This window comes from Mesorhizobium sp. M7A.F.Ca.MR.245.00.0.0 (assembly GCF_003997415.1).
Lineage (GTDB): Bacteria > Pseudomonadota > Alphaproteobacteria > Rhizobiales > Rhizobiaceae > Mesorhizobium.
This window is the reverse complement of sequence record NZ_RZTE01000024.1, coordinates 44686-62872: the sequence shown is the minus strand read 5'-3', so window position 1 is coordinate 62872 and position 18187 is coordinate 44686. Positions and strand designations below refer to the sequence as shown.

Below are 18187 nucleotides of genomic sequence, written 5' to 3'. Positions count from 1 at the left end.
TCCCTAGGGTATAACCAGAGACAGGAGCAGCACGTGCCAAATCAATCCTTACGCCAGTCGGAAATCGATAGCCTTCAATATATTTCGTCGATGACCAATGAGCTCGTGCAGATGGCCGAAGCAAGCCGTTTTCCGATGATCTCCTATCTGCTGGGCATGGCCTATGCAGAGGCCTTCGACGTTCTTCGCGGCGCACGGCCGGCCAGGCATGCGCAGCTCAGCGGCAACCCGCTGCACCCCAAGGCGCAGGCAAAGGACACTCGGGCCGCCCAGCCACGGAGAGCGTAGCGACATGCAATCGTCAGCCGCATGCGCGGTGGCCGGCTCGACCTCCCGGCCAAACCGCTGGGAGACGCTGTGCGCGTTGCAAAGCCTGCTGCCGTTGCTGAAGAAGGCCGCGACGGACCTGCGCCGCGCCGACATGGTCTACTGGTTCGAGCAGGCCGACGCCGAGGTCGCCAACATCATCAGGGGCCACCCCTCCGATGCAACCGCAATCCCGGCCCTGATTGCATCCTGCCCGCAGGACCGGCATCCGGTCGCTCAAGCTTGATGCCAAACGCGACGCGTTCATTGGCGCCGCTGAAAATGCTCTGATCACCAGTTTTTCAATTTCAGACCGGAACCTATTGCGCGTCTGGAATGCCCAGGGGACCTGCACATGAACATGATAGCCAACATCAGAAGCGTCGATGCCAGGGAAAGCGTTTTCAGCCGGCTCGACGTCTTGATCGCCAGGCGGCCGCCATCGCCTGACGCCGCGCGGGTCGAGGCCCGCCAACTCGTCTCGATGGCGATTGCCGACAGCTGCCAGGCCGACAGTCTCTGGGGTACAGTGGACGCTTTCCACGCCCATTTCGACTTCATGATGCAGACCATCGAGATCAACGGCGCCGATGACCCGGGCCTCGGGCCCTTGCGCACGAAATGCCGTTTCTATCTCGAACAGGTCGAGGCCCTGAGCCTGTCACTGGCCTATTGACAGGCCGGCCCGAACAAATTCGGTCCTAGAGCAATTCCAGGAAAAGTGTGAAACGGTTTTCCCGGGAAAACGCAGAGCGTTTTCCCTTGGGAATTGCGTCAAACCAAAGAATTAGAGCAGTTAGCCGTTACCGTGAAACGGTGAACTGCTCTAGTTGCGCAGGCTGAACACGAACGGCGCTGTACGGCTCAGACGCGAGCCGAGTTCCGGTGGCGGTTTCGGCACCGTGGCGCCTTGCAGCACAGCGAGCGCCGCACGGTCCAGATCCGCATCCCCCGAGGAACGAGAGAGCCTGGCAGACAGGACCCGGCCGGACGAGTCGACCGTGAATGCGACATATGGCCTGCCCTCCACGCGTCGGGCCTTGGCAGAGCTGGGATAGCGTGTGTGCCGCTTGATCCAGGCGCCCAGACGGGAGTCCCATTTGCTGGAGTCGCCGGAGCGAGACGTCGATTCCGCCGCCTTCGGCGCGGCGGTCTTGGCCGCGGGCCGTGCGTCGGCGCTGGCGACGGTTGCCGTCTTCGGCGGAGCCGCCTTCTCCTTCTTAAGCCGCGGCTTGGGCTTCTCGACAGGCTTCTTCGCCTTGGCCTCGACCGGTTTCTTGTCTTTGACAATTTCGACCGGTTTCGGCTGCGGCAAGGGAATGACGACGTCTGGCGTGACAGCCTCGACCACATCGGGGATGACCTCATCCGGCGGCGGCTGATCGACCTGTTCAGCCGTTTCGGCCTGGGCAGGTTCGGTCGGGGTGGGTTCGGCCTCGTCGGGCGCGACCGCTTCCGGCGGCTCGACAACCGGCTCCGCCTTTTCGACCGGTTCTTCAGGTGTCGGTTTGGTCGTCGGTGTCGGTTCGGTCTGATCTGGCGTCACCGCATCCAGCGCGGCGACCTGTTCTTCCACGGCCGGCATCACCACCATCGGTGCCATCTCGATCATCTGCGCGGGGGGTGGACCGCCATCCGCTTCGGTGACCATTGTGAGGTTCTGCACTGCATAGGCGACCGCGACATGGGCTCCAAGGACCAGCGCGGCAGCACCGGCCCACAAGCCAAGGTCGCGCCAACCGAAGCGCGACAGCTGGACCGAGGGCACGGCGACCGCCTGCGTCATGGCGCCGCCGCACCAGTGGCTGCGGGCGCCGGGGCATTGGACGCGGGAGCCGTCTCCAGGCCGACCAGCGCGATCTTCAGATAGCCGGCACCGCGCAATAGGTTCATCGCCTCCATCAGGTCGCCATAGGCGACCGCCTTGTCGGCGCGCAGGAAGATGCGCGTCTGCTTGTCGCCCTTGGTCTTGGCGTCCAGCGTCGTGGCGAAAGCCGGGCGCGGCACGCTGTCATTGCCGATCGCCAGCGTCAGATCGTCCTTCAGCGTCAGGAACAGCGGTGTCTCGGGCCTCGGCGCGGGCGTTGCCGTCGAACCAGGCAGGTCGACATTGACATCCACCGTGGCCAGCGGCGCCGCGACCATGAAGATGATCAACAGCACCAGGATGACATCGATGAACGGGGTGACGTTGATCTCGTGGCTTTCCTCGAGATCGTCCTCCATGGTCTGTCGGATTCTGCTTCCCATGGCGCTACTCCGCCGCCAGTGGCGTTGCCGGCGCCACGGTGCGGAAGTCCAGGTCGCGGCTGACCAGTCGTTCGACCCCGGCCGAGGCATCGGCGAGGATCTGCCGATAGCCGGCTATCGAGCGTGCAAAGACGTTGTAGATGACGACGGCCGGTATGGCCGCGACCAGGCCCATCGCGGTGGCCAGCAGCGCTTCGGCGATGCCCGGCGCGACCACAGCGAGATTGGTGGTCTGCGCCTGCGAGATGCCGATGAAGGCGTTCATGATGCCCCAGACAGTGCCGAACAGGCCGACGAAGGGCGCGGTCGAGCCGATCGTCGCCAGCACGCCGGTGCCGCGCGACATGCGCCGCGCCGCCGCCGCCTCGATGCGCGACAGGCGCGACGTGACCCGTTCCTTGAGGCCGTCGCCCGAGACATGATCGAGCGCGCCGGCCGAGAGTGCGGTCTCCTCCTCGGCCGCCCGCACCAGCAGCGCGCCGGGCCCGCCGCTGCGGTCAAGGGTACGGCTGGCCTGCTTCAGCGTGGCGGCCTCGCCGATCGCCCGCACGGCGCGACGGATGCGCAGCTTGCCACTGAGAAGCTCCAGCGACTTGGCCAACCATATCGTCCAGGTGACGAGGGAGGCAAAGGCCAGCCCGATCATCACCGCCTTGACGACGATATCGGCCGCCATGAACATGCCCCATGGCGACAGGTCATGCGGCAAGGTCAACTCCATCGCCGTCGAAGGTCCAGCCTCGGACGGCGCGGCCGTGTTCGGCTGGGTGCCTGGCTGCGAAGGCGCCATCGTGGCCGGCGGAGCGACTGCCGGTGCGTCGGGTGCGGGTGCAATCGGGGCTGGGGCCGCGGGAGCAGCCGGGGTGGGGGATTCGACCGCCGGCGCGGCACCGGCGGGTTGCTCCTGGGCCATCGCACTGCCGGCCGACAGGATGACGGATGCGACCAACGCCGCCAACAAACCAGTTCTCGACAACAGCTTCTTCCTTGTTCTCACAGCGGCCTGCCGCCTTCTATTTCCCGCCGCCGCATTGTCACTGCACATAGCCGACAGGCTGGCCGGTGACGGGGTGCGCGAACACGCCCATCTCCACACCGAAAATGCCTTTCAGCACATCGCTGCGCATGATTTCGCCTGGCGTGCCGCGCGTCAGCAGCTTGCCGTCCTTGAGCGCGATCAGTTCGTCGCAGTAGCGCGCCGCCATGTTGGGATCGTGCAGCACGACGACGACACATAGGTCGCGTTTGCGGCTGAGCTCCTTGACCAGCCCGAGCACCTCGACCTGATGGGCGATGTCGAGTGCCGAAATCGGCTCGTCGAGCAGCATGACGCCGGCGTTCTGCGCCACCAGCATGGCGAGCCAGGCGCGTTGGCGCTCGCCGCCCGACAATTCGTCCACCAGCCGGTCGGCAAAACCCTCCATATCGGTCAGGGCCAGCGCCTCCTCGACATGCTGCCTGTCTTCGGCGCGGAAACGGCCAAGCGCGCCATGCCAGGGATAGCGCCCGAGCGTCGCCAGTTCGCGCACGGTCAGGCCGGTCGCCGCGGGCGTCGTCTGCGGCAGATAGGCAAGCGCGCGGGCAAATTCGCGGGCACCCCATTGCGGCAACGGACGTCTGGCGAAAGTGATGGCGCCTGAACTCGCCGGCTGCTGGCGCGCCATGAGCTTGATAAGCGTCGACTTGCCCGAACCATTGTGGCCGATCAGCCCATAGACACGCGAGCGCTCCAGTTCGAGCGAGACCGGACCGAGCAGCGTCCGCTCGCCGACGGCAAAGCGCACCGCGTCGATATGGAAGGCAGTCTGGGCATCAATTCCAGCCATGCTCATGGCTTTTCTCCAGTGCGGCCGCCCGCATTTCCAGATTCCGGCATTTCGACGGGTCGTGCCCGGTTGACTATGAAACATGACCTTACTAGTCAACATTGAAGATGACTGCAACGATCAACAAATCGTCGCGACCGGCAATATCGGCACGAAAATTTGGAAACAGGGGGCGCACCAGATGATTTCGGGACATGGACCGATTTGGCGGAACCGGATAGCGCGCAAGCGCCTGCTGATCGCAACGGTGTCGCTGCCGGCCCTGCTTGGCTGCGGCCATGCACTGGCCCAGGAGACGGTCACCACCACCCTAGACCCGATCAAAGTCCAGGAACGTGTCGAAAGCGCTTTCGGGCCGGTCAAGGGCTACGTTGCCACAAAGGGCTCCACCGGCACCAAGACCGACACGCCGCTGATCGAGACGCCGCAATCGATATCGGTCATCACCAGGGATCAGATGGAAGCGCAGGCCGTCGACAGCCTGAACAGCGCGTTGCGCTACACACCCGGCGCCACCGGCAATCTCTACGGCACCGACAATCGCGGCCTCGGCCTGCAGTTGCGCGGCATTTCGAACGCCAGCGGCGTCTTCTACAGGGACGGGCTGCAGCTCAAGGAGAGCAATTTCACCCTGTTCACCGCACTCGATTCCTATGGCGCGGAACGCTACGAGGTGCTGCGCGGACCGGCATCGGTGCTTTATGGCCAGGCAAGCCCCGGCGGCATCATCAACTATGTCAGCAAGCGTCCGACCGAGGAAAACCTGCGCGAGGTCGAATTCGGTGGTGGCAGCTTCAACCGGTATGAAGGCAAGTTCGATTTCAGCGGCGCGGTGAACGCCGACAAGTCGCTGCTGTTTCGTCTCACCGGTGCCGCTCACATGGGCGACACGCAGACCGATTTCGTCAAGGACGACCGCATCTTCATCGCGCCGGCGATCACCTGGCAGCCCGATGCCGACACCAGCCTGACCATCCTCGCCAACTACCAGCGCGACCGCTCCGGATGGGCGATGCAATATCTGCCGGCATACGGCACGATCACGCCGGGCAAGGATGGCAAGTTCTTGCCCAACGGCATGTTCGTCGGTGAGCCCGGCTTCGACGGCTACAACAACGACCAGGCGTCGATCGGCTACGAATTCGATCATCGTTTCAACGAGACCTGGCAGGTCCGCCAGCATGCCCGCTACGTCCATCTCACCCATACCGAGGAGGGCGTCTTCGGCGGCGGACTGACGGACTCGAACGGCCTGGAACCTTCAAGCGGCGACTACTACCGTTATGCAGATGCCGGCGGCACCAAACTCAGCGGCGTCACCATCGACAACCAGGCACAAGCCGATTTCGACACCGGGCCGCTTGCCCACACGCTGCTCGTCGGCCTCGACTACAAACGCTATACTTACCGCGACTATGCCTCGGAAGGGACCGTCGAGGACGGTTTCAACGTCTTCGATCCGGTTTACGGGTACCCGATCACCGATCTGACGCCCTACACCGATACCGACACCACCCAGCAGCAAGTCGGTCTCTATGCGCAGGACCAGGTAAAGCTCGGCAACTGGCGGCTGACCCTTGGCGGCCGCCAGGATTGGTCGGACGCCAAGGTCTACGACAATCTGGCCGGCGGCTACATTCCCGAGCAGAGGGACAACGCCTTCACCAGCCGGGCGGGGCTCGTCTATCTCGCCGACAACGGGCTTGCGCCCTATGTCAGCTACTCCGAATCGTTCCAGCCCGTGGCCGGCGCCGACAGCGACGGCAATCTGTTCGTGCCCGAGACCGGCAGGCAGTACGAGATCGGGCTGAAATACCAGCCGACCGGGTGGAATTCCTTCATTACGGCATCGGTTTTCGACCTGACCCGACAGAATGTCGTGCGCTATGGCAATGAGGGCCGGCCCGACGACATGTTCCAGACCGGCAAGATCCGCTCGCGCGGCGTCGAACTCGAGGCCGTTGCCAGCCTCGATTCCGGCTTCGACCTGAGAGCGGCCTACACCTATCTCGACACCAGGATCACCAAGGCGACTTCTGTTGTTGATGATAATGGGAGTTCGATCAGCAATGAAGGCAATACGCCCTTCGGCGTGCCGGCCCATTCCGCATCGCTCTGGGCCAATTACACCTTCATGAGCGGCAAGCTCGAAGGTCTCGGCCTGGGTGCCGGCGTCCGCTATGTCGGCTCGACCTATGGCGACGACGCCAACAGCTTCAAGGTTCCATCGGTCGTGCTCGCCGACGCGGCGGTGCATTACGCCTGGCAGAACGCCACGCTCAGCCTCAATGCCAGCAATCTGTTCGACAAACGCTACGTCGCCTCCTGCTTCTCCTCGGGCTTCGGCTGCTTCTACGGCGAGGGCCGCAGGATCAACGGTTCGGTGAAATACACATGGTAGAAGCAAGGTGGCCGGCCGGCCCAAAATGGCGGCGCTGACACGGCGCCAGTATCTTGCCGGCCTCGCCGCGACCGGCCTCGCTTTGCCGGGCGGCATGGCACGCGCGGCACCTGCCCGCGTCGTCTGCCTGGAATGGACATCGGCCGAACTGGTGGTCTCGCTCGGCCTGTCGCCGCTCGCCGTCGGCGACACCAGGGGTTATGGCGACTGGGTGCAGGGCCCGGCGCTGCCGCAGGCCACCATCGACCTGGGATCGCGCAGCGAGCCCAATCTCGAACTGCTTCGGGAATTGCGGCCCGACCTGATCGTCGGCGCCTATGGCTATGGCTTGGACGAGAACAGCTTCACCAGATTGGCGCCGACCTTCAGCGTGCCGTTCTACAGCGGCAAGGCTCCACCTTACGCGCAGGCGCAACAGGTGACGCTGCAGCTTGGCGACATGCTTGGCCGCAGGACGGAAGCAGAAAACCTTGTCGGGCGCACCGAAGCCTCGATCGCCCAAGCGCGTGCCAGGCTGGAGCGGGCGGTGCAAAAACCGGTCTGCGTCGTCAGCATGTTCGACGATCGCCATGTCCGCGTCTACGGCGCCGGCAGCCTGCTGCAGGATGTCCTCGACCGGCTCGGCCTCGTCAACGCCTGGACCGGCGCCACCAATGAATGGGGTTTTTCGACGGTCGGCATCGAGGAACTGGTCGCCGTCGGCGAGGCGCAACTGATCTCGGTCGATCCGATCCCGCCGCACGTCAGGATCAGGATCGCCCGCAGCTCACTCTGGGCCAATCTGCCCTGCGTCCGGAACGGCCAGGTGCGGACCATTCCGCCAGTCTGGCCGTTCGGCGGTCTCACTGCTGCCGCGCGTTTCGCCGAATTCGTGGCAGCGGCATGATCGCTCAGGCAATGTCCCTGCCGCGACAGCGCGACGGCATCGGCGCGCTCATCCTGCTGGTGGCCGTGCCCGCGGGCCTGGCACTGATGCTGACCATCTTCGATCTCATCAACCTTTTCCCGACGCACCTGTGGTGGCAGCCGCTCACCGCTCCCGACACATCCGATCCAGCGCAGTTGCTGTATCGCTATGCCTTCCTCCCGCGTGTCGCCGTCAGCATGCTGGCCGGCGCGGCACTTGGTCTCGCCGGTGTCATCATGCAGCATGTGCTGCGCAACCCGCTGGCCGAGCCGACCACGATCGGCACCAATGCCGGAGCGAGCCTCGCTTTGGCGGCCGCCACCCTCTACGCACCATGGCTGCTGGAAGGCGGCCGCGAAGGCGTGGCGCTGGCTGGCGGCGCGCTCGCCACATCAGCCGTTTTCGCACTGGCGCGCGGGCGCAGCTTCTCGCCAGTGTCGATCATCATCGCCGGCCTCGTCGTCAGCCTCACTTTCGGCTCGGCCGGCGCGCTGCTGATGGCGCTCAACCGCGAATACACCGAGGAGCTGTTCATCTGGCAGAGCGGCTCGCTGGTGCAGAATGGCGACGTGGCGGTCCTTGTTCTGGCGCCATGGCTGCTGGCCGGCATCTGCGCCGCGCTCCTGCTCTGGCGACCGCTACGCCTGCTCGACCTCAGCGACGACGGCGCGGCATCGCTCGGCACCCGGCCGGCCGTCATCCGCCTTGCCGGCATGACAGTCGCCGTCTCGCTCAGCGCGCTGGTCGTCGCCGAGGTCGGCGTCATCGGTTTCGTGGCGCTCGCCGCCCCGGCGCTGGCGCGGCTGGCCGGAGCGCGCACGCTTGGCCGCCGCCTGGTCTGGTCGCCGCTGGTCGGCGGTGCCCTGCTCTGGCTCACCGACCGTCTGGTGCAGCATTTGCCGTTCACCGGCGAAATCCCCGCCGGCACCGCGACCGCTTTGCTCGGCGCGCCGCTGCTGCTGTTCCTGTTGCCGCGAATGCGAACCACCCCCGAAAGGCAGGCCGACATGGTGTCGTCGATACGCCTGCCGACAAACGGCCTGCCGTTGATCGCGGGTCTGCTGGCGCTCATCCTCGCGGTTGTCCTCGCCATCGGCTTTGGCCGTGGCGCAGGCGGTTGGCACTGGATCGCATCCGCGGATTTGACCGAGCTGCTTGCCCTGCGCGCGCCTCGCGTCGTCGTCGCCCTGTCGGCGGGCGTCCTGCTCGCCGTCGCCGGCACGCTGATGCAGCGCATGACCGGCAACCCGATGGCCGCACCCGAGGTCCTGGGCATTTCCGGCGGCGCCTCTTTCGGCGTGCTGGCGCTGCTGCTGCTCAGCGACAGCTTCGACCGCTCAACAATGCTCGGCGCGGCCTTCGCGGGCGCCTTGCTGGCGCTGGCGATCGTCGTGCTGGTCGGGCGGCGCAATGCCCTGTCGCCCGAGCGGCTGCTGCTTGCCGGCGTCGCCGTGGCGACGGTCGCGTCCGCCTTCGCCGCGCTGCTTCTGGCCAGCGGCGATCCGCGCATGGACTTCCTGCTCGCCTGGCTGTCGGGATCGACCTATCGCGCAACGCCAACGGATGCCTTCACCGCCGCAACGGTCGCGGTCACCGTCCTCGCGCTGGCGCCGCTGACCGCGCGCTGGCTCGATATACTGCCGCTCGGCGAAACCGCCGCGCGTGGCCTTGGCCTGCGACTGGGACGTGTTCGCGCCACATTGCTTGCGCTCACCGCATTGGCCACCGCAACCGCGACATTGGTCATCGGCCCGCTGAGCTTCGTCGGCCTGATGGCGCCGCACCTCGCACGCATGCTCGGCTTCCGCCGCGCCGTGCCGCAGCTTCTGGCCTCGGCCATGACAGGCGGGCTGATTCTCGTTGCCGCCGACTGGGCAGGGCGGACGCTGATCTTTCCCTGGCAAGTGCCGGCCGGCCTCATCGCCGCCTTCGTCGGCGGCCCCTATTTCATGGCGCTGATGTGGAAAGGCAGGCAATGAAGTCCGTCCTGGCATATTGCCGCCCTTGCGCTGCCGATTGTAAGCAGCGCCCACCGATGACGGCCGGCGCGCTCACCGCGCCCGCCAAGACAGCTTGCGGTTCACCTCGATGATCAGACGTTTCCTTTCCTACTACGCGCCCTGGAAGGGGCTGTTCGCCCTCGACTTCTCCTGCGCGGTGCTGGCCGGCCTGCTTGAACTCGGCTTTCCCATGGCGGTCCGCACCTTCGTCGACCAGCTGCTGCCGCAGCAGGACTGGACCTTGATCATCATCGCGTCTGCCGGGCTGCTGGTGATCTACCTGCTCAACACCGTGCTGATGGCGGTCGTCACCTATTGGGGTCACATGCTCGGCATCAACATCGAGACCGAGATGCGGCGCAAGAGTTTCGACCATTTGCAGAAGCTGTCGTTCCGCTTCTACGACAATCACAAGACCGGCCATCTCGTCGGCCGTGTCACCAAGGACCTCGAGGAGATCGGCGAGATCGCCCATCACGGCCCCGAGGACCTGTTCATCGCCATCATGACCTTCGCCGGCGCCTTCGTGCTGATGTTCACGGTCAACATGCATCTGGCGCTGATCACGGCGGTGATCGTGCCTCTGATCGCCTGGGTGACGATGCGCTACGGCGACCGCATGGAGCGCAACTGGCAGGCGCTCTACCGGCGTGTTGGCGATTTCAACGTCCGCATCGAGGAGAATGTCGGCGGCATGCGCGTCGTCCAGGCCTTTGCCAATGAGGAGCATGAGCGCACGCTGTTCGCGCATGACAACCAGCGCTACCGCCAGACCAAGCTCGACGCCTACCGCATCATGTCGGCCAGCAATTCCCTGAACTATATGGGCATCAGGTTGATCCAGCTCGTGGTCATGATCGCCGGCAGCTATCTCGTCATCACGGGAGGCCTCAGCAATGGCGGCTTCGTCGGCTTCCTGCTTTTGGTCGGCGTCTTCGTACGGCCGATAGAGAAGATCAACTCGGTGATCGAGACCTATCCCAAGGGTATTGCCGGCTTCCGGCGCTACACCGAGCTGCTCGACACCGAACCCGACATTGCCGACCGGCCAGGTGCCGTGACTGTGGGCGGCCTCAAGGGCGACATCGAATATCGCGGTGTCAGCTTCGGCTATGGCGACGGCAAGCCGGTGCTCAGGGGTATCGATCTCACCATCCACGCCGGCGAAACCATCGCCTTCGTCGGCCCGTCCGGCGCCGGCAAGACCACCATGTGCTCGCTGCTGCCGCGTTTCTACGAGGTCAGCGCCGGCGCGATCAGCATCGACGGCATCGATATCAGGGACATGACGCTCGCCTCGCTGCGCGGCCAGATCGGCATCGTCCAGCAGGATGTCTTCCTGTTCGGCGGCTCGATCCGCGAAAACATCGCCTATGGCCGTCTCGGCGCCTCCGACGACGCCATCGCCGATGCCGCGCGGCGGGCGCAGCTCGACGGCATGATATCGGGCCTGCCGGCCGGCTATGACACGATCATCGGCGAGCGCGGCGTCAAACTGTCCGGCGGCCAGAAGCAGCGGCTGGCGATCGCCCGCATGTTCCTGAAGAACCCGCCGATCTTGATCCTCGACGAGGCGACGTCGGCGCTCGACACCGAGACCGAGCGCGAAATCCAGAGGTCGTTGGCCGAACTTGCCGAGGGCCGCACCACGCTGGTCATCGCACACCGGCTGGCAACGATCCGTGGCGCCGACCGCATCGTCGTCGTCTCGGAGTCGGGCGTCGTCGAACAGGGTTCGCACAGCGAACTGCTCCGCGCCGGCGGCATCTATCGGCGCCTGCACGACGCGCAGCATCTGGTGTCGTCGCGCTGATCCACTATGGTGGCGGCCCAAAGCAGGGAGCCCCGGATGATCAAGGCAACGCCCTTCGATTTCCCCTATGACGGCAGGCTGGTGGCCGAAAACACCGCACTGGTCGTCATCGACCTGCAGCAGGATTTCCTGTCGACGACAGGCTACTTCGCCAGGCAGGGCTATGACCCGTCGCCTCTAAGGGCGATCCTGCCGACGGTGAGCCGGCTGATCGCTGCCGCGCGCAAGGCCGGCGTCAGGGTCATCCACACCAGGCAGGGCTATCGGGCCGACATGGCCGATATGACGCCTTACGAAAAATGGCGCCGCAAGCGCGCCGGTCTCGAGGGCACCGATATCCTGCTGCGCTCGGGCACGGGGTTCCAGATCGTTCCGGAGATCGACGTCGCGCCGCAGGACATCATTGTCGACAAGACCTGCAACAGCGCCTTCATTTATACGGATTTCGAGCTTGTCCTGCGCGCGCAAGGCATCACGCATCTCATGTTTTCCGGATGCACGACGGATGTCTGCGTCCACACCACGCTGCGCGAAGCCTGCGACCGGAATTTCCAATGCCTGACGATCTCGGACGCCTGCGCCAGCGGCGACAGACAAGCGCACGAAGCAGCCCTTCACATGGTGACGGTTGAAGACGGCGTCTTCGGCGCGCTAACGGATTCGAGCGCTGTCATTGAAGGCCTGTCGCGGCTTGGCGACAGGCCCGAGGCAACAAAAGGCTGAAGAACTTCAGCCCGTTGCCCGCGTCTCCAATCCTGCACGAGACGCATATGCCCCAGGCTGGAATGCCTCGTGTTCGCGACGCGCCAGCGAATTGCGCAGCAGAGCGATCGTTTCCCGGCCGAGCGTTGCGATCTCGCGTGGCGTGTCGACGCCGACAATCATGAATTCATCGATCCCAAGGGCTGCATAAGCAAGCAGCGACAGGGCGGCCTGGGCTGGCGGCCCGGCAACATCGACCGCTTTGTGGCCGGAGGCGGAAGCACCTTGGTGAATCCCGACCGGAAGCGCGAAGCGCAGCTTGCCGGCCCGGCCATGTTCGGCGGCGGAGCGGCGCACCCGCTCCATCAATTGCCGGATCTCGTCGATCGAGCCGGGCGCCAATTCAAAGACATCGGCATGCCGGCCGGCAACTTTGAGTGCCGTTCCGGACTGCCCGCCCATGCGGATGACCAGGTCGGCGCCGTGCGGTCCCTTGCGCGGCACATAGCCGCCCTTGATGCTGTAGAACGTTCCTTCGTGGTCGAAGGGCCGGTCGTTCGACCACAGCCGCTTCAGCAGCACCAGATATTCGTCGATGCGCTGCCAGATGACGGTGTGCCCGACCGGCCGTGTTTCGGCGTCGGCGTCGCTCAGCGGCTCGCTGATCATTCTCAGCGCCAGGCGCCCGCCGCTTTTCCTGTCGATCGACGCCAGTTGGCGGGCCGCCACGGTCGGTTCGACCACGCCCGCCCAATGGGTGAGCACGACTTCCAGCGACGAGGTGCGATCGAGCACCTGGGCCGCAAGATCCATGTTGGTCAGCAGTCCGGCCGAATCGTCGATGACGATCTTGCGGAAGCCGCCATCCTCGATCAGCCCGAGCTTGGCCGCGGTCTCGGCAAAGTCGTAGAAAAAGGGAACCGCGGCATCGGCGGTCTTACCGGGGATATGCGTGAACTCGATCGGCATTGCCATGTCCTCCGTGGTGTCGGGCGCGCGAAAGCACGCCGAGGATTCGGTTCATTCAACTCCGATTGCCTGAAAGCGGTGGGCAGCTAAGCCCGGTCGATCTGACGACTCAGGGAATAAGGCCCAGTACGACTGCCCCGGTGAACACGAACGCAAGGGCAAAGACGAGATAGGCGAAAGCCCCGGCATAGGCCGGGCGAAAGGCCTGGGCATTGGCCGACCGCTGATCACTGCGATCCGTCTGGGCGTTCTGGATATAGGACATATCGACCTCCGTCTCGGCGGTTAATCTATAAAACTTGTAGACTTTGTCGATTGCTATTTTTCGGCCAAAGATAGAATAATTTTCTCCTATCGTGCTAGAAGTTGGTAGACACTTGCTTAGAGGGAGCACTCCAACGGCCGATCCATATGGCGCGTCCGTTTTCGCTTCTGTGTCCGAATGGACCTATGGCCTTGCCCTCGCTGCACGCAATTCGTGGATTGGCCGCCCGGCGCCGGCGCGGTAGCATCGCCCAACCCGCAAAGCGAAATCGTCACATAGGGGCAGAAAAATGGGCACAAGACTGGCCGGCAAGGTCGCCATCATTTCGGGAGGAGCGACGGGAATGGGTGGAGCGGCTTCGGAGCTGTTCGCCGCCGAAGGCGCCAAGGTGGCGATCATCGACCGCAACGGCGAGGCGGCCGCCGCAACCGCAGCGACAATCAGGGCGCGCGGCCATCTCGCCGAACATTTTGTCGCCGACGTCTCCGACGAGGCACAGGTCGAAGCGGCGGTGAAGGGTGCTATCGAAAAACTCGGGCCCATCACCGTGCTGTTCAACCACGCCGGCACCATCGTGATAAAGCCTTTCCTGGAGACCACGGTGCAGGAATGGGATTGGCTGCATGCCGTCAATGTGCGCTCGATGTTCCTGATGACGCGCGCCGTTTTGCCCGGCATGATTGCGGCCGGCGGCGGCTCGATCGTCTGTACTTCGTCGATCTCGGCGGTGGCGGCGACTCCCAACGAAGTGCTCTACGACACCACCAAGGGCGCCTGCCACATGTTCGCCCGCGCCATCGCCGTCGAGTTCCGCGACCGCAACATCCGCTGCAACGCCGTCTGCCCCGGCTTCATCCGTACACCGCACGGCCTGCGCGAGGTCGCCGACCTTGGCAGGCTCGGCGTTGACGTCTCGGACGCGGCACTGGCCGCGCAGCAGGGCCGTATCGGCGAACCGGAAGAGGTGGCGAAGGCAGCGTTGTACCTCGCCAGCGACGAGTCGAGCTTCGTCAACGGCACGTATCTGTTCGTCGACAACGGTTTTACCGCGATGTGAAACGCTCAAAGGAGGCGCGAACTTGGCAGGATGCGGGTTCCTCGCCCCCACGAAGGTGGGGGAGAGGAACCCAAGCTTTGCTACCGCTCTTCCCTACGAAACGGCTTGAGCAGCGCCGACGGTGCCACCGCGTTGCGCGACATCACAGCCATGGCGACGATGGTGAAGATGAACGGCAGCATCAGGAACGCCTCGTAGGGAATGTGCCCGAGCCCGCTGGCCTGCATGCGCAGCTGCAGCGCATCGACGAAGGCGAACAGCAGCGCCGCGCCCGCCGAGCGCCACGGATCCCAGCGGCCGAACACGACCAGCGCGATCGCCACCCAGCCGCGCCCCGAGACGACGCCGAAGGTGAAGGCGTTGAACTGCGCCATCGACAGGAAGGCGCCGGCCAGCCCCATCAGCGCACCACCGAGGATGACTGCCTGGAAGCGCGTGGCGATGACACTGACCCCCGCCGAATCGGCGGCCCGCGGATTTTCACCGACCATGCGCACCGACAGGCCCCATGGCGTGCGGTAGAGCACGAAGGCGGCCAGCGGAATGGCCAAGATCGCCATGTAGACCAGCGCGAACTGGTTGAACACCGCCGTCCCGAGCACCGGGATGTCCGACAGGAGCGGGATCGGCAGTGTCTGAAACCCCTTGATGTTGGGCGGCACCGATTGCTGGCCGAAGATCAGCCGATAGAGAAAATAGGCAAGGCCCGACGAGAACAGCGTCACCCCGATGCCGCAGACATGCTGGCTGAGGCCGAGCGTCACGGTGAACAGCGCATGCAGCGCACTCATCAGCATGCCGGTCAGCACCGCAGCCAGCACGCCGAGCCACAGGCTGCCGCTGAGGCTGGCGGCGGTAAAGCCGGTCATCGCCGACAACAGCATGATGCCTTCGATGCCGAGATTGAGCACGCCGGCCCGCTCCGAGAACATTTCGCCGAGCGTCGCGAAAGCCAGCGGCGTGGCAATGCGAATGATCGCGGCCAGGAAGCCGACCTGGAATATCTGTTCGAACACCGCGCTCATCGGGCAACTCCGACGCGACGGATGCGATAGGCGGTGAACAGCAGCGCCACCAGCATGGCAAGCAATGCGGTGCCCTGGATGACGTCACTGAGGAAGGCCGGAACGCCGGTCGCCCGCGACATCGCCTCGGCGCCGGTCATCACGGCGGCAAGGAAGATCGCTGCCGGCACCACGCCGAGCGGATTGAGCCGCGCCAGCATCGCAACGACGATGCCGGAATAACCGTAGCCCGGCGAGATGTCGCTCATCACCTGGAAATGCACGCCGCCGACCTCGCCGACGCCGGCCAACCCGGCCAGCGCGCCGGACAGCAGCGCCGTCGAGATCAGCACCCGCTCGACATGGATGCCGCCATATCTGGCGGCTTCCGGGTTTTCGCCGGTGACCCTGATCCTGAAGCCGAGCGTCGTGCGCACGATCAGGAACCAGATCAGCGGCGCCGCGATCAGCGCCGCGACGACGCCGAGATGCAGTCTTGTGCCTTCGAGCAGCACCGGGAAATTGGCCGAATCCTCGATCGGCGGCGAGATCGGATAGCCGCTGAAGGAGTCCTTCCACGGGCCTTCGATCAGCGCCATCAGCGCATAATAGATGACCGAGTTGAGCAGCAGCGAACTGACGACATCGTCGACCTTGAATTTTACTCTGAGCGTCGCCGGCACCAGCGCGACTGCGGCTCCCGCCGCAGCACCGGCGACCGCCATCAAGACCATGGCGAGCGGCCCCGGCATTGGAATGGCGCCGACAAAGCAGCTGGCCACCGCGCCGGCCAGCAATTGCCCCTCGGCGCCGATGTTCCAGAATTTGGCCCGGAAGGCGACCGCGACCGCCAGTCCGGTGAAGATCATGGGTGTTGCACGCACCATCGTTTCGGTGATCGCATAGCTGTCGCCCAGCGACGCCGTGAACATCACGCCATAGGCTTCGAGCACGCCGGCGCCGGCCAGCGCAATCAGGCCGCTGCACAGGATGAGCGTTGCTCCGATCGCCAGCAATGGCAGAGCGAGGTTGAACCAGGTCGGCGTCGAGCTGCGGACCTCCAGGCGAAACATCAGCTGTGGCCCTCCGCCCCGGTCATCATCAGGCCGAGCCGCGCGATCGTCGCATCGGCGCTGTCGAGCGTGCCGACGATGCGGCCCTCATACATCACCGCGATGCGGTCGCAGAGCACCAGCAGCTCTTCGAGATCCTCGCCAATGACGATGATGCCGCAGCCCTTGGCCCGCATGTCGAGGAACTTTTCATGGATGAAGCGGGCGGCACCGATGTCAAGCCCGCGCGTCGGCTGCGAGACAACAAGCACCTTCGGATCGAAGGCAAGCTCGCGTGCCAACAACGCCTTCTGCAGATTGCCGCCGGACAATGCGCCGGCCCGGGTCATCGGCCCAGGGCACCTGATATCATAGGCCTTGATCTGCGCCTCGGCAAAGGCGCGGATCGCATCCGGCTTGAGCAGGCCCCTGCTGCTGAACGCCGCGGTGCCGATGCGAGGCAGCACCATCGAATCGGCGAGCGGCAGATTGGTCACCAGCCCTGTGGTCATGCGGTCTTCCGGGATACGTCCGAGCCCGAGCGCCTGCACCTCGCGCGGCGAAAACCGCGAGACCTTTTGGCCGGCAATCGTCATCCGTCCGGCATCGGGCGCCCGCACGCCGGAGATCACCTCCGCCAGCGCCCGCTGGCCATTGCCCGACACTCCGGCAATGCCGAGGATTTCGCCGGCACGAACGGCAAGCGATATGTCGCGCAGCGGCGTGCCGGAATGATGCGAGGTGGAAATGCCGTCGAGTGTCAGCACATCAGCACCTGGCGTCGATGGCCCCCGCGCCGGCGGCACGATCTCATGGCCACACATCAGTGTTGCCATCTCCGAGGATGTCGTGTTGGCGGGGTCATCGACGCGGCCGGCAACGCGGCCTTGCCGCAGCACCGTGCAGCGATGCGTCAGCGCCCGCACCTCGTTGAGCTTGTGCGAGATGAAGATGATGCCGAGACCTTGCGCCGCCATAGAACGCAACGCCGAAAACAGCCCGTCGACCTCGCTTGGCGCCAGCACCGCTGTCGGCTCGTCGAGGATCAGCAGCCTGGCGCCACGAAACAGAGCCTTGACGATTTCGAGCCGCTGCTGCTCGCCCACCGACAGCGCCGAGACCGGCAGGTTCGGGTCAAGCATCAGCCCATGCTGGCGGCCGATCTCGGCCAGCCGCGCCAGCCCGCCGGCGCGGTCGATCCGTCCTGTCTTGCCGGGAATGCCGATCAAAAGGTTTTCCAGCACAGTCAGCCGCGGCGCGAGGTGAAAATGCTGGTGCACCATGCCGATGCCGGCAGCCAGCGCATCGGCGGAACTGGTGATCCGCACCGGCTTGCCCTGGATAAGGATTTCACCGGCGTCGGGCGCATAGGCGCCGAACAGCACATTCATCAGCGTCGTCTTGCCGGCGCCGTTCTCACCCAGCAACCCGAGGATTTCGCCGGGCGCGACGCTGAGATCGACAGCCTCGTTCGCCTTGACGGCGCCGAAGCTCTTGGTGATGCCGCGCATTTCGATGAGGGGGGCGGGCGTCGGCAAGGATGCTCCTGATCGGGATTGGCTTTACGATTCAGCTTTGATTGAGAGGGATGCGCCGCACCCCCCTCTGGCCTGCCGGCCATCTCCCCCTCAAGGG

At 64.9% G+C, this 18187-nt stretch carries 18 protein-coding genes; 9 read left to right on the top strand and 9 right to left on the bottom strand.

The window, feature by feature from the left end:
- The first annotated feature begins 33 nt into the window (after window positions 1-33).
- The 3 genes from EOB80_RS22430 (at window position 34) to EOB80_RS22420 (ending at window position 982) form a co-directional block, all read left to right on the top strand.
- A complete protein-coding gene (locus EOB80_RS22430) occupies window positions 34-288 on the top strand; it encodes a hypothetical protein (RefSeq protein WP_127268063.1) in 255 nt (84 codons plus the stop codon).
- Window positions 289-292: 4 nt separating this feature from the next.
- Entirely contained in the window at window positions 293-553 is a 261-nt protein-coding gene (locus tag EOB80_RS22425; protein WP_127329798.1) for a hypothetical protein, read from the top strand.
- Between the two features lie 108 nt (window positions 554-661).
- Entirely contained in the window at window positions 662-982 is a 321-nt protein-coding gene (locus EOB80_RS22420) for a hypothetical protein (protein ID WP_127322597.1), read from the top strand.
- Between the two features lie 150 nt (window positions 983-1132).
- On the opposite strand, the gene EOB80_RS22415 is transcribed toward EOB80_RS22420, so the two are convergent.
- From EOB80_RS22415 to EOB80_RS22400, 4 genes are read right to left on the bottom strand one after another with little or no spacing between them, the layout of a single operon-like run.
- Window positions 1133-2092, bottom strand: a complete 960-nt coding sequence (locus tag EOB80_RS22415) for an energy transducer TonB (RefSeq protein ID WP_127329796.1) — start codon at window positions 2090-2092, stop codon at window positions 1133-1135.
- On the bottom strand, window positions 2089-2556 hold the full coding sequence (gene exbD / locus EOB80_RS22410; protein WP_127322595.1) for a TonB system transport protein ExbD: 468 nt from the start codon (window positions 2554-2556) through the stop codon (window positions 2089-2091). The genes EOB80_RS22415 and exbD overlap by 4 nt, the downstream gene beginning before the upstream one ends.
- 4 nt (window positions 2557-2560) lie before the next feature.
- Entirely contained in the window at window positions 2561-3532 is a 972-nt protein-coding gene (gene exbB, locus EOB80_RS22405) for a tonB-system energizer ExbB (RefSeq protein WP_127329794.1), read from the bottom strand.
- Between the two features lie 58 nt (window positions 3533-3590).
- Window positions 3591-4382, bottom strand: a complete 792-nt coding sequence (locus EOB80_RS22400) for an ATP-binding cassette domain-containing protein (RefSeq protein WP_164762277.1) — start codon at window positions 4380-4382, stop codon at window positions 3591-3593.
- Window positions 4383-4563: 181 nt separating this feature from the next.
- On the opposite strand from EOB80_RS22400, the gene EOB80_RS22395 reads away from it, so the two are divergent.
- From EOB80_RS22395 to EOB80_RS22375, 5 genes are all read left to right on the top strand, one after another.
- Entirely contained in the window at window positions 4564-6783 is a 2220-nt protein-coding gene (locus EOB80_RS22395) for a TonB-dependent siderophore receptor (protein WP_127329791.1), read from the top strand.
- Between the two features lie 25 nt (window positions 6784-6808).
- Entirely contained in the window at window positions 6809-7669 is an 861-nt protein-coding gene (locus EOB80_RS22390; RefSeq protein WP_127329789.1) for an ABC transporter substrate-binding protein, read from the top strand.
- On the top strand, window positions 7666-9669 hold the full coding sequence (fhuB, locus tag EOB80_RS22385; RefSeq protein WP_127329787.1) for a Fe(3+)-hydroxamate ABC transporter permease FhuB: 2004 nt from the start codon (window positions 7666-7668) through the stop codon (window positions 9667-9669). The genes EOB80_RS22390 and fhuB overlap by 4 nt, the downstream gene beginning before the upstream one ends.
- A 109-nt stretch (window positions 9670-9778) precedes the next feature.
- Window positions 9779-11503: an ABC transporter ATP-binding protein gene (locus EOB80_RS22380; RefSeq protein WP_127329785.1), complete on the top strand. Its 1725-nt coding sequence runs from the start codon at window positions 9779-9781 to the stop codon at window positions 11501-11503.
- Window positions 11504-11539: 36 nt separating this feature from the next.
- Window positions 11540-12226: an isochorismatase family cysteine hydrolase gene (locus EOB80_RS22375; RefSeq protein ID WP_127329783.1), complete on the top strand. Its 687-nt coding sequence runs from the start codon at window positions 11540-11542 to the stop codon at window positions 12224-12226.
- A 6-nt stretch (window positions 12227-12232) separates the two neighbouring features.
- On the opposite strand, the gene EOB80_RS22370 is transcribed toward EOB80_RS22375, so the two are convergent.
- Both EOB80_RS22370 and EOB80_RS22365 read right to left on the bottom strand, forming a co-directional pair.
- Window positions 12233-13174 carry an LLM class flavin-dependent oxidoreductase gene (locus EOB80_RS22370; protein WP_127329836.1) on the bottom strand — a complete coding sequence of 314 codons (942 nt, stop codon included), beginning with the start codon at window positions 13172-13174 and terminating at the stop codon, window positions 12233-12235.
- A 109-nt stretch (window positions 13175-13283) separates the two neighbouring features.
- The gene (locus tag EOB80_RS22365; protein ID WP_127269069.1) at window positions 13284-13439 is read right to left on the bottom strand and encodes a hypothetical protein; all 156 of its coding nucleotides are present in this window, start codon (window positions 13437-13439) and stop codon (window positions 13284-13286) included.
- Between the two features lie 289 nt (window positions 13440-13728).
- Here EOB80_RS22365 and EOB80_RS22360 point away from each other — a divergent pair, with 289 nt between their 5' ends.
- Window positions 13729-14496, top strand: coding sequence for an SDR family oxidoreductase (locus EOB80_RS22360; protein ID WP_127329781.1), 768 nt, complete (start codon window positions 13729-13731; stop codon window positions 14494-14496).
- Between the two features lie 80 nt (window positions 14497-14576).
- Here the strand turns inward: EOB80_RS22360 and EOB80_RS22355 are convergent, their stop codons facing one another.
- The 3 genes from EOB80_RS22355 to EOB80_RS22345 are packed head-to-tail and all read right to left on the bottom strand — an operon-like array spanning window position 14577 to window position 18063.
- The gene (locus tag EOB80_RS22355; protein ID WP_127329779.1) at window positions 14577-15521 is read right to left on the bottom strand and encodes an ABC transporter permease; all 945 of its coding nucleotides are present in this window, start codon (window positions 15519-15521) and stop codon (window positions 14577-14579) included.
- The gene (locus EOB80_RS22350; protein WP_127329777.1) at window positions 15518-16573 is read right to left on the bottom strand and encodes an ABC transporter permease; all 1056 of its coding nucleotides are present in this window, start codon (window positions 16571-16573) and stop codon (window positions 15518-15520) included. Before EOB80_RS22350 ends, EOB80_RS22355 begins: the two co-directional genes overlap by 4 nt.
- Window positions 16573-18063 carry an ABC transporter ATP-binding protein gene (locus EOB80_RS22345; RefSeq protein ID WP_127329834.1) on the bottom strand — a complete coding sequence of 497 codons (1491 nt, stop codon included), beginning with the start codon at window positions 18061-18063 and terminating at the stop codon, window positions 16573-16575. The genes EOB80_RS22350 and EOB80_RS22345 overlap by 1 nt, the downstream gene beginning before the upstream one ends.
- Window positions 18064-18187 lie beyond the last annotated feature (124 nt).

Coding starts and splice junctions, on each gene's coding strand:
- EOB80_RS22425 (WP_127329798.1), top strand. CDS start 293: ATGCAATCGTCAGCCGCATGCGCGGTGGCCGGCTCGACCTCCCGGCCA.
- EOB80_RS22420 (WP_127322597.1), top strand. CDS start 662: ATGAACATGATAGCCAACATCAGAAGCGTCGATGCCAGGGAAAGCGTT.
- EOB80_RS22415 (WP_127329796.1), bottom strand. CDS start 2,092: ATGACGCAGGCGGTCGCCGTGCCCTCGGTCCAGCTGTCGCGCTTCGGT.
- exbD (WP_127322595.1), bottom strand. CDS start 2,556: ATGGGAAGCAGAATCCGACAGACCATGGAGGACGATCTCGAGGAAAGC.
- EOB80_RS22400 (WP_164762277.1), bottom strand. CDS start 4,382: ATGGCTGGAATTGATGCCCAGACTGCCTTCCATATCGACGCGGTGCGC.
- EOB80_RS22395 (WP_127329791.1), top strand. CDS start 4,564: ATGATTTCGGGACATGGACCGATTTGGCGGAACCGGATAGCGCGCAAG.
- EOB80_RS22390 (WP_127329789.1), top strand. CDS start 6,809: ATGGCGGCGCTGACACGGCGCCAGTATCTTGCCGGCCTCGCCGCGACC.
- fhuB (WP_127329787.1), top strand. CDS start 7,666: ATGATCGCTCAGGCAATGTCCCTGCCGCGACAGCGCGACGGCATCGGC.
- EOB80_RS22380 (WP_127329785.1), top strand. CDS start 9,779: ATGATCAGACGTTTCCTTTCCTACTACGCGCCCTGGAAGGGGCTGTTC.
- EOB80_RS22375 (WP_127329783.1), top strand. CDS start 11,540: ATGATCAAGGCAACGCCCTTCGATTTCCCCTATGACGGCAGGCTGGTG.
- EOB80_RS22370 (WP_127329836.1), bottom strand. CDS start 13,174: ATGCCGATCGAGTTCACGCATATCCCCGGTAAGACCGCCGATGCCGCG.
- EOB80_RS22365 (WP_127269069.1), bottom strand. CDS start 13,439: ATGTCCTATATCCAGAACGCCCAGACGGATCGCAGTGATCAGCGGTCG.
- EOB80_RS22360 (WP_127329781.1), top strand. CDS start 13,729: ATGGGCACAAGACTGGCCGGCAAGGTCGCCATCATTTCGGGAGGAGCG.
- EOB80_RS22355 (WP_127329779.1), bottom strand. CDS start 15,521: ATGAGCGCGGTGTTCGAACAGATATTCCAGGTCGGCTTCCTGGCCGCG.
- EOB80_RS22350 (WP_127329777.1), bottom strand. CDS start 16,573: ATGTTTCGCCTGGAGGTCCGCAGCTCGACGCCGACCTGGTTCAACCTC.
- EOB80_RS22345 (WP_127329834.1), bottom strand. CDS start 18,063: ATGCGCGGCATCACCAAGAGCTTCGGCGCCGTCAAGGCGAACGAGGCT.